13 protein-coding genes are annotated in these 9,002 nt (G+C 68.7%); 5 read left to right on the top strand and 8 right to left on the bottom strand.

Going from position 1 to position 9,002, the window contains the following annotated elements:
• From EFE23_RS26505 to EFE23_RS26515, 3 genes are all read right to left on the bottom strand, one after another.
• A partial coding sequence (locus EFE23_RS26505) for a recombinase family protein (protein WP_148058541.1) occupies window positions 1-497 on the bottom strand: 497 nt, incomplete at its 3' end.
• A 374-nt stretch (window positions 498-871) separates the two neighbouring features.
• Window positions 872-1,117 carry a DUF397 domain-containing protein gene (locus EFE23_RS26510; protein ID WP_233601157.1) on the bottom strand — a complete coding sequence of 82 codons (246 nt, stop codon included), beginning with the start codon at window positions 1,115-1,117 and terminating at the stop codon, window positions 872-874.
• Window positions 1,114-1,968: a helix-turn-helix domain-containing protein gene (locus EFE23_RS26515; RefSeq protein WP_199737252.1), complete on the bottom strand. Its 855-nt coding sequence runs from the start codon at window positions 1,966-1,968 to the stop codon at window positions 1,114-1,116. Before EFE23_RS26515 ends, EFE23_RS26510 begins: the two co-directional genes overlap by 4 nt.
• 264 nt (window positions 1,969-2,232) lie before the next feature.
• On the opposite strand from EFE23_RS26515, the gene EFE23_RS28085 reads away from it, so the two are divergent.
• The 4 genes from EFE23_RS28085 to EFE23_RS28665 all read left to right on the top strand — a co-directional run bounded on the left by EFE23_RS28085 (window position 2,233) and on the right by EFE23_RS28665 (window position 4,272).
• Window positions 2,233-2,481 carry a hypothetical protein gene (locus EFE23_RS28085; protein ID WP_148058542.1) on the top strand — a complete coding sequence of 83 codons (249 nt, stop codon included), beginning with the start codon at window positions 2,233-2,235 and terminating at the stop codon, window positions 2,479-2,481.
• 221 nt (window positions 2,482-2,702) lie between these two features.
• On the top strand, window positions 2,703-2,954 hold the full coding sequence (locus EFE23_RS26520) for a hypothetical protein (RefSeq protein WP_123243623.1): 252 nt from the start codon (window positions 2,703-2,705) through the stop codon (window positions 2,952-2,954).
• Between the two features lie 74 nt (window positions 2,955-3,028).
• The gene (locus EFE23_RS29800; RefSeq protein ID WP_148058543.1) at window positions 3,029-3,751 is read left to right on the top strand and encodes a hypothetical protein; all 723 of its coding nucleotides are present in this window, start codon (window positions 3,029-3,031) and stop codon (window positions 3,749-3,751) included.
• Window positions 3,748-4,272, top strand: coding sequence for a helix-turn-helix domain-containing protein (locus EFE23_RS28665; RefSeq protein ID WP_199737253.1), 525 nt, complete (start codon window positions 3,748-3,750; stop codon window positions 4,270-4,272). The genes EFE23_RS29800 and EFE23_RS28665 overlap by 4 nt, the downstream gene beginning before the upstream one ends.
• Window positions 4,273-4,314: 42 nt before the next feature.
• Here the strand turns inward: EFE23_RS28665 and EFE23_RS26535 are convergent, their stop codons facing one another.
• From EFE23_RS26535 to EFE23_RS29630, 5 genes are all read right to left on the bottom strand, one after another.
• Window positions 4,315-5,016 (bottom strand): hypothetical protein, encoded by a 702-nt coding sequence (locus EFE23_RS26535; protein ID WP_199737254.1) that lies wholly within the window; start codon window positions 5,014-5,016, stop codon window positions 4,315-4,317.
• Window positions 5,017-5,029: 13 nt separating this feature from the next.
• Window positions 5,030-6,325 carry a hypothetical protein gene (locus tag EFE23_RS26540; protein WP_123243625.1) on the bottom strand — a complete coding sequence of 432 codons (1,296 nt, stop codon included), beginning with the start codon at window positions 6,323-6,325 and terminating at the stop codon, window positions 5,030-5,032.
• Complete coding sequence (locus EFE23_RS26545) at window positions 6,322-7,068, bottom strand: ATP-binding cassette domain-containing protein (protein ID WP_199737255.1); 747 nt, start codon at window positions 7,066-7,068, stop codon at window positions 6,322-6,324. The genes EFE23_RS26540 and EFE23_RS26545 overlap by 4 nt, the downstream gene beginning before the upstream one ends.
• Before the next feature lie 82 nt (window positions 7,069-7,150).
• The gene (locus EFE23_RS26550) at window positions 7,151-7,480 is read right to left on the bottom strand and encodes a hypothetical protein (protein ID WP_148058544.1); all 330 of its coding nucleotides are present in this window, start codon (window positions 7,478-7,480) and stop codon (window positions 7,151-7,153) included.
• 284 nt (window positions 7,481-7,764) lie between these two features.
• Window positions 7,765-8,514 (bottom strand): group II intron maturase-specific domain-containing protein, encoded by a 750-nt coding sequence (locus EFE23_RS29630; protein ID WP_369410332.1) that lies wholly within the window; start codon window positions 8,512-8,514, stop codon window positions 7,765-7,767.
• Here EFE23_RS29630 and EFE23_RS28320 point away from each other — a divergent pair.
• Window positions 8,422-9,002 (top strand): hypothetical protein (locus EFE23_RS28320; protein WP_158675929.1); only part of this gene is annotated, 581 nt, incomplete at its 3' end. The genes EFE23_RS29630 and EFE23_RS28320 overlap by 93 nt on opposite strands.

Here is a 9,002-nt window from a genome sequence, read left to right on the forward strand (position 1 = left end):
TGCTCGCCCGCCTGATGCAGTGCCACCAGGTGCGCCTCCTGCTTAACGCTGAGCTTGGGCGCCTTGCCCCGGAGCCGGCCCTTCGCCTTCGCGATCTTCATGCCCTCGCGGGTGCGCATACGGGTCAGGTCCGCCTCGAACTCCGCAACCATCGCCAAGGCGGTGAACAGCAGCTTGCCAACCGGGTCGGTCGGGTCGTGAATCGACCCACCGAGGTTGAGCGCGACCTCGCGAGCAGTCAGCTCCTTGGAGATGTCGTGCGCGTCGGTGACGGAGCGAGCCAGCCGGTCCAGCTTCGTGACGACGAGCTGATCACCAGCTCGGCACGCCGCCAAGGCCTCGCGCAGCCCGGGCCGGGCCCGATTGGTGCCGGTAAGTCCCTTGTCGACGTAGATCCGGTCGGCCCCCAGACCGAGGTTGGTGAGCGCGTCGAGCTGCGCGGCGAGATCCTGCTCGTCGGTAGACACCCGCGCGTAGCCGATCTTGAGAGCCGTCATCCCGTGACTGTACCGTTCAGCCCCCGCCCATCGGGCACTTCATCGGGCGGGTCTTACGAGACTCGGTGACCTGCGGCGCAACACCCACGTCGAGGTTCCGCGGCGCCGCCCGGTGGAGGATCCCTTAACGGGACACCAGCTCACCGCCATCAGGGCCCGCCGGCCTCCAACTCAAGATCAACTATTTGGCCCCTGGTGTCGCGGTTCTTACCAACACCCCGAGGGGCGCCCCCGTACGGGGGCGCCCCTCCCGCCTCGATGCCGTTGCGATCGATAGGTGACCGTCGGTAACGGTGCGCAGAAAGCAAGCAGCGACCCCCTACGTGATGGGGAGTCGCCCGTCCGTCCCGTTGTTCTAGCCGGTCATGGCACGCCTAGGCGAAGAAATCGAACTCGCCTTCACGGACTCCGGCGAGGAACGCTTCCCACTCGACCCGGGTGTAGATGATCACGGAACCGTTGGGGTGGTGACTGTGCCGCACCGCAACCCGCCCGCTTCCATCGGCGAGCGGACCAGCCTCGACACAACTCGCACCGCCGTTGTCGCTCTTGGTGCTGATGTGCCAGGCGACGCCCGCCAGGTCCGGACGGTCCGGTGCGTGCGTCTCTGCTGCGTTCACGTTATCTCCTCTGCTGCGGCCGAGATCATCTCGGCCGACTCTTCCGGTGTAAGGGTCACGCATTGTAACCGATCGTATGCCTGGACAAACCGCTCAGCACCAGGAGTCTCGACGTAGATCGCACCGGCGAGTGTCTCGGCGTACGCGACCTCGGGATACGGTTCCGCCATCGTGAACACCTTGAACGCGCCCGCTGGACTGGCGTGTGCGCCCGCTTTGAATGGTAGTACCCGGATCTCGATATTCGGCCTGCGGGCGCACTCGCCGAGGTGTCGAAGCTGCTCACGCATCGCGTCCGGGTTGTCGACCGTGCGCAGCAACAACGCCTCATCGATGATCGCGCGAAGCTGCGTCGGCTTGTCGCCGGTGAGCACCTGCTGACGCATGATCCGAAGCTCGACCGCCCGCTTGACCTGCTCGTCTCCAAGGTCCGGATCGGCCGCACGGATCGCAGCCTCGGCGTACCGGTTGGTCTGGAGAAGACCAGGCAGAAGGGTGTCATCGAACGAGTGGATCGCATGGGCGCGTGACTCCAGCCACACGTAATCGATGAACCGTCGATCCACCGCATCGGCGAAGCCGTCCCACCAACCTTTCTGCCACACCTCCTCTCGCAAGCTCAGCAGACCCTCGCGGCGTCGTTGATCGCTCAACGAGTAGAAGTCCAGCAACGCGAGGAGATCGGCGCGCCGGATCGGATACTCGGCCGACTCGAACCGGCTCACGGTCGACGGGTCGCGCTCCAGGTACTCGGCTGCCTGTTTCAGGGTGATCCCAGCAGCTTCGCGGAGTTCCTTGATCTGTTGCCCAAGCCATTGCGCTCGCAGCGTCGGCCCCTGCCTCGTCGTCACGTCACCCATCGTCCGTCAGGTGATCGGCATGGTGCAACCGGACGATCATCACCAGCCTGTTGTTGCCACTTCGATCAGACGCAAGAAGGCATGATCCACAAACTTGTATCACACGGGTTGGCGTGCCATTCTGGTCCCGTTGGGGTTTCACGACGAGGTTGGGCCGGTTCGTACCGCCTTGTTCTCGTCGTGCCGACATAGCAGGCCGGGGCGGTTTAGCTCGCGAGCCCATCCGCTCTGGCCCCTGATCCGAGGGGGTTGGCGATGGCCACGTTCGAGATCGGCGATGTCATCGAGGTTGATGACCGTGACTACCGGTACGGCACTGGTCCGCTGATCTTGCGGGTGACTCGGATCGGTCAGCGGCAGCGCGCGGCCGATGGCGAGTGGCTTGACCTTGAAGGGCTGGAACTTCGGCCGGACGGAACACAGATCCGCCAGCAACCACGCCCCGTCTCCGTGCGCCTAGGCGGGGTGCGACTTCGGCCGGGTGGTCCTCATTACCGGCCGTGATCAGCACGGACGCGACCGGTCGCCTGTCGATGCAGGCGGCGGGCACGCGGATTCGCGTGCCAACCACTGGAGGGCGTGGAAGGCTCCCCGCTGCTACGTGACATCGGGCTCCGTGGTGGCGGGTGTATCGGGTCGGGCGTGCCGTGCGGCACCGCTCGTGAGGCTCCCCACGCGGGGCTGCGCGGCACGCCTGTCCCTCGTTCGGTACAGGGACGTGTGAGATGGCGACGACCTACCACGGCGGAACACAGATCGACCGAGCGCAGGCGACGTTGGACCGGCACGCGGTGTCCAGCGGCGACGGGCTGTGCGTGGAGTGCAAGGTACTCGGCCCATGCCCGGAGCACGAAAAGGCGGCCAAGGTGTTCGCGCTATCGGCGCGCCTGCCTCGGCGTCGACCCGGCGCGACGCGGCCGGAGTTGATGGGCGCGAAACGGGTTGATTTCAACTGGCTTTCGGCGCGGTCGGGGTAACTGCCCGGCCCGGCACAGCGTCAACCGGCACCGCGCAGGCGGGGCTAACAGAGGGGTCCGCGCACCGCTGCGGCGTGCGCGTACCGCTCGCCCTGGCCCGTGCCTGCCACGACAACCACACATTCCAGGGACGGACATACACAGTGGCGTATCAACCGGGTCCGAACGATCTGTTGCGTAACGCGCGGCGGGCGCGGCGGTCCCCGTCCGGGTCGGGTCGGCCGATGTCGCGGCAGGAGTTGGCCGAGGCGGTCAACGCCTATCTGTACGAGCACGCAGCACGCCGCTTCGCCATCCATGCTGGCTACATCGGAAAACTCGAACGCGGCGAGCATCGATGGCCGGCGGCGCACACCCGCACCGCGTTGCGCGCGGTGCTCGGCCGGGACACCGATGCCGACCTTGGCTTCTACATCATCCAGGGGCACGCCAACGACGCGCCGACGGCCGAACCGGACGCGGCCGGCGAGGCTGGCCCGGCCGAGCCTGGCCCGGCGATGACGGGCGAGGGCATCGCGCCGACCGCCGCGCCGGTGGCCGAGGCAGTTGCCGCCCTCACCGGGGCGGATGCGGGCGCCGGGGCGGCGGTGCGGGTGAACGTGAGCGCGGAGGCGGGAACGGCGGTCACGGTGGTGCACCAGGATGGCGCAGCGGGTCGGGTGGCGGTGCTGGCCGGCGGGGTGCGGGTGCTGATCGACGCGTCCGGCGCCGGTCCGGCGAGCCTCACCCCGGCGGTGGTGGACTTCCCGACGGGCGGTGCGCGGGTGTATCCCCTGGCTGAGCGGCGGGCGCGATGATGGCGGGCCTGGTCACGCCGGGCCAGGTGGCCGAGGCGCGTAGAGATCTCGGTCGGCAACTGGCCGCGTGGCGGGAGGCGGCCGGGTTGACACAGGTGCAGCTTGCCCGGCGCATCGTGCACTCGCGCAGTTCGGTGGCCAACGTGGAGATCGGCCGGCACAGCGTCACCCACGCGTTCTGGCGGTACGCCGATCGGGAGGTTGCCGCGGGCGGAGCGTTGTTGGCCGCGTTCGAGAAGGTTGACCGGCTGGTGCAGACGCAACGGGAGCAAGCGGCGCGGGTGCTGGACCGGCAACGCCGGGAGCGGGCCGGGTGTGCGCCGCCGGAGTCGATGCCGGCGCCGGACGGGTGCGGATGCGGGCTGACGGTGGCCCGGTGGACCGGGAGGGAAACCCGGGCGTTGCGTGAGGCCGGGTGCCGCTGCGCAGGCGGTTCGGCCAGACAGCGGTGCCGAACGGCGGCTGGTTGTGTGGCCGCTACAAACGGCACCGAAAGAAAGAGCGAGGCCCGCACCGGTTGACCAATGGTTGTCCCGGGCCGGTGGGGCAGCCCGGGACAACCGCTATCCACGGTCGGAGGTGGTGCCGGCGCCGTGCGGCCGCCTCGGTGCCTGCTCGGCGGCGCCCAGCCCGGACCGGGTCCGGCTCGGCAGCCAGCGGATCCAGGGACGGATACGCCATGCCGTGGCGGCGAACGCGACCAGTCCGGCGGCGAACAGCACCACGCTGAGCAGCAGACTGGGCACGTCGTCGTGGGGGCGGGCACTGAATTCCCACCACTCGTACCGCCCCGCGCCGTCGTAGCCCCAGTACCAGAGCACGACGGCCATCGTCGTCGGCGCGGCCCAGGCCAGTCGCCGCCCCAGTACGACCCCGGAGAACAGGGCCAGGCCGAACCAGGCGACCAGCGACCGCGCGACGATCCCGACGACGGCCCCCTGCATCACTAGGGCGCAACTGCTGAGGTAGATCACTGCGGAGGCGACGCTGAGCCCAGCCAGGATGGAGCGCTGCAGGGTATGCAGCCTCCGGGTGGCCACGACCTCCAGGTCGGCCAGCGAGCTGTGCATCGCGACGACCGGCAGGACCGCAGCGCCCATGGTGAGCAGCCGCCACAGCGGAATGGTGGCTTTCCCCTGCTCTACGGCGGTGGGCAGCGGCGCCTCAACCAGCCCGAGCCAGGCGACCAGCGCGGCGAGCAGGACCACGCCCGCGAGCGAGGTCGCTGCCGGCCGGACCGACAGGAACAGCCGGATCGGCAGCATCCGGTCAGGCTCGTCACCGGGCCGATCGGCAATAGCGTCCACGAAGGTCACTCGCCTCTCCCTCAGCCCACCGGAACTGCTCCGCGGGCGACTGTTCGCCGGCGATTCCGCGTCCCCGCGCCCACGCGGCCTGCATCTCCGTCGGTGCGTCGGTCTGATAGTCGGGGGTGTTCCGCCCCACCAGGTAGGCCTCCAGCCACGCGCCGAGGACCCACAGCCGTTCCTGGTCCGCCGAGGTCAGGCTGTCCCAGTTGCAATGCCGCGCGTCGGTGAAGCCGAGGGTGACGTTTGTGATCGCCGTGCCCACGTCACCCGCATACGACCATGGGCTGCCCTCCAGGATGTAGAAAGTGGGCGCGCCCGCGTCCTCGTCGATTTGAACGACCCCGTCGGGGCGGAGATGCCGGGTCTGCTCGATACCGATCTCGTTCATCCGCGGCGGTGGGACAAATCTGTCGGGCAGCAAGGCGATCCGGGCGTTCAGACTCCGTAGCTTCGGCAGGTACTTCTCGTGTTCCGGCCAGATGCAGAGGGTCATCCGCCCGTTGACGCACATTACGTCGTTGCCTGGAGGCGTCCGTTCGACCACAGGGCTCGTAGCGGCGACGACCGCCGCGAGGGGCAGCACCGCCGGCACCAACCAGAGGGCGCGTCGCCTGGCCGGTCGGGCGCGTCCGGGCGACGGCAGCCACAGCAGCGCGAGGAGCACCACCACAACCGATCCCAGTCGCAGCGCCAGCCCCACCGGATCGACCGTCATCTCCGGCCGGCCGGACACCACGACGAAGTCCACCCGTCCCAGTATCGCGACGAGGAACAGGAAGCCCATCGCCGCCGCCAGGGCCGCGAAGAGGGTTCCGAGTAGCCTGCCGCACAGCCAGCCGAGGGCGGTGGCCATGACCATCACGAACAGGCCGAGCAGCGCGTACCCCCAGAAGAGACGTAGTCCGGGCGGGAAGGTCCGGGCGGTCACCGCGAAGGCCACCACCTGACCGATTACGTACGGAATCAGCAACAGGATCAGCGTCGCGCCGAGCCGGTACGCCTCCGAAGCCGCCGCAGGGGCCCGGGCGACGGCGAGCTGCTCGTCGAGCCGGTGCCGCGTCGGGGTCCCCGCCGCCCAAGCCGCTGCCCCCGCCGCCACCACGCCCAGCAGGTACGCGGGGACCTGCGCTGCCGCGCCGCTCTCCGGCCAGACACCGATCCAGGATCGGTTCCTCAGGAACAGCACCGCGAGGTCGACGGCGACGAGCACCGGCAGTGACCAGCGAATCGGAGAGGTACGCAGGTGCAGCCACAATGCCCTCACAGCCGCTGCTCGCTCTCGGGGAGAAGGTGCATGTAGGCCCGTTCGAGGGCGGAGTGGCCGGGCAGCCCTTCGTGGCCCAGCGCCTCCAACTCTGCCACCGAACCGTCGAACCTGGCCGCTCCGCCGTGCATCACGATGACGCGGTCGCACACCGCGGCGACGTCATCGATGAGATGGGTGCTGAGCACGACGACCGTGTCTTCGAGAGTAGAGATGATCTTGCGGAACTGCAGCCGCTGGCGCGGGTCCAGCCCAACGGTGGGCTCGTCGAGGAGCACCAGGCGGGGACGGCCGACCACCGCCCAGGCGATACCGGCGCGTCGACGCATGCCGCCGGAGAGACGCCGCATCCGCAAGCCCTGTTCGGTGGTGAGGTCGACCATCTCCAGTGCCTCGCCGACAGCCTGCCGCCACTTTGCGGAGGGCACTCCGCGCATCCAGGCCGCGTAGGTAACGAAGTCCCGCACCGTCATCTGCGGCTCGAACCCGAAGTCCTGCGGCAGGTATCCGATCTGGTCCCGCACCTGCCGGGCGGAGCGTTCATTTGTTATCGCGGTGCCGTCGAGGCTGACGACGCCGTTCCGGGGCGGCATGACGGTTGCCAACGTCCGGAGCAACGTCGTTTTTCCCGCGCCGTTTGGCCCGAGAAGCGCAGTGATCCCGGGCCGCAGAATTACGCTGAGCCGGTCGATGATGGTGGATGTTCCGTAGCCCTGGGAAAGCCCTTCGAGCACCACAGTCATGGGTAATTCTCTCATTTCCCGACACGCCGCAAAGGAGTGCGGCCCGCAGGCCGCACTCCTTTGCGGAACGCGCTAGCAGTCGTCAGCTGTACGTGATCCAACCGTTGCTGGCACCGAAAGTGCAGTCCGTGCCGCTGTAGGTGGCCGTGCTGTACTGCGCCCGCCCGATCGACATGCTCTTGTCCGCCTGAGAGGAGCAGGCGACTCCCGACGTGTACGTGCCGGCGTACTTGGCGCCAGGCGACGAGCACTTCTGGGCCCAAGCCGTGTTCCACCATTGGGTGTAGCAGTTGAAGATGCTGTTAGACGTTCCGGCAGCGACCGCCGGAGTGGTGGCGGTGAGGCCGACAGCACCCACGCCGAGCAGTCCCAGCACAAGCGCTTGGCCGATTCGCTTTCTCGAGCTGCCCATTTACCCTCCCATTGCAAATTGAGGGGTCTCACCAACGACGATTGGCGTCTATCCCCCGTTACGCCGGCCGAGCGTAACAGTCGGAACACAGCCAAGCAACCCCGTGTGATGGCGCCCTGACGCAGGTCGCATCGAATAACACCGCCGGCACCATTACCACGTCTTTCATCACTGCGCTGCCCCCCGGGCTGCGTTCTGCGTCCTGTTGTATCGGCGGGCGCGGCGGGCGTGTACGAGGCGGTGCGTTGTCCGGCCGCTGTCGTGCTCGGTGATGGCCCGGCGGGTCATCGCTTTGCGAACGGCCGCGTACCAGGTCTCCCGTTGGCTGAGGGAGTTTGGCATGTGGTCGGTGTACACCAGCGGTTCCCGACACAGGGGGCAGAGTCCGTGTTGGGAGCGCAGGGCGCGTTGCCAGGACTCGGCCAACTGTGAGGGCTTGCGCATGCGTCGCCGGTCGGCCCGGCGACCGGGGCGTGCCGGACAATCTTCGTCCAGGCGTACTGGTGGAGGTAGGCGCCGGTGCCCCGGTCGCGGAAGACCCACATGTTACGCCTGGTGGGACAGAACGGGCCAAAGTAGCGGGCAGTGGCCCATCGTCGGCTCTTGTTGGGGTGTCTGCGGCGGGCCCACTTGTACAGGTGCTGCCACAGGTGTGTGTCCAGGCTCTGGTAGGCATTCTTGGACGCCCCGTTGCCGGGGGTGGCGCGCCGCCGTGGGAGGTTCTCCCGCCCCCGTCCGTGGCCGGCGGTGTCTCGCGTCGGGTGGGGTGGGGGTGTCAAGCTGTGAGGGTGAACCGTCGCCGTGTCCGTCGCTCGTGTGCGCGTAGCGTGCGGTGGCGGCGTGCGCTGCGACGCGGGATCGATGCCGGCCCTTACCGGGTGCCGAAGCCACGCACGCGGGGGGCGTGGGCGAACTGGGCTGACGACTCCTACAACCGGGGTGTGGACGCGGTGTTCGATGAGGAGTGGCGACGGCAGGCGCGCGGCGAGCCGTCCTCGATGATCCTGCTGCCGGTTCACGACGAGCGCTTGCACGGCCCGGTGTCGAACGAGGTTCCGGCCGATGTCCCGGCGGCTTCTCGGAAGCGGCGGGCGCTGGCGCAACAGTTGCACGCGCAGTTGGCCGACCCCCCGTCGTGGACCGGCCCGGACCGACTGGGCTGGTCGGTGCTGGACGTGCCGGCGGCGCGGCTGGACGGTGCGGCGCGGGCGTTGCGGGAGGCACCCGCGACGGCGCTGCGTGACCCGTCGTCGGTGCTGGTCACGGTCGGCAAGCGTTCCGGCGCGGTGGTGCTGCGTTTGCACGGGGACACGTTCTCGGTGGTGTTCCACGTCTCGCCCGGTGACGGGCCGGTGCTGGTGGTGCTCGATGAGTTGCCGGGGTACGCGGTCCGGGTCGACACCGACCGGGACCCGAAGGGCATCATGTGCGTCATGGCGATGAAGCACGAAGTGCTTCGCGCCGTGGACATGACGCAAGGGTCCCGCCCGGCGGCGGCCGGGGCACCGGTGTCGCACATCGT

Origin of the sequence: Micromonospora solifontis, from assembly GCF_003725545.1 — a bacterium.
GTDB classification, from domain to species: Bacteria; Actinomycetota; Actinomycetes; order Mycobacteriales; family Micromonosporaceae; genus Micromonospora; species Micromonospora solifontis.

Coding starts and splice junctions, on each gene's coding strand:
- EFE23_RS28085 (WP_148058542.1), top strand. CDS start 2,233: ATGGCCACGTTCGAGATCGGCGATGTCATCGAGGTTGATGACCGTGAC.
- EFE23_RS26520 (WP_123243623.1), top strand. CDS start 2,703: ATGGCGACGACCTACCACGGCGGAACACAGATCGACCGAGCGCAGGCG.
- EFE23_RS28665 (WP_199737253.1), top strand. CDS start 3,748: ATGATGGCGGGCCTGGTCACGCCGGGCCAGGTGGCCGAGGCGCGTAGA.
- EFE23_RS26535 (WP_199737254.1), bottom strand. CDS start 5,016: ATGCTGCCGATCCGGCTGTTCCTGTCGGTCCGGCCGGCAGCGACCTCG.
- EFE23_RS26545 (WP_199737255.1), bottom strand. CDS start 7,068: ATGACTGTGGTGCTCGAAGGGCTTTCCCAGGGCTACGGAACATCCACC.
- EFE23_RS26550 (WP_148058544.1), bottom strand. CDS start 7,480: ATGGGCAGCTCGAGAAAGCGAATCGGCCAAGCGCTTGTGCTGGGACTG.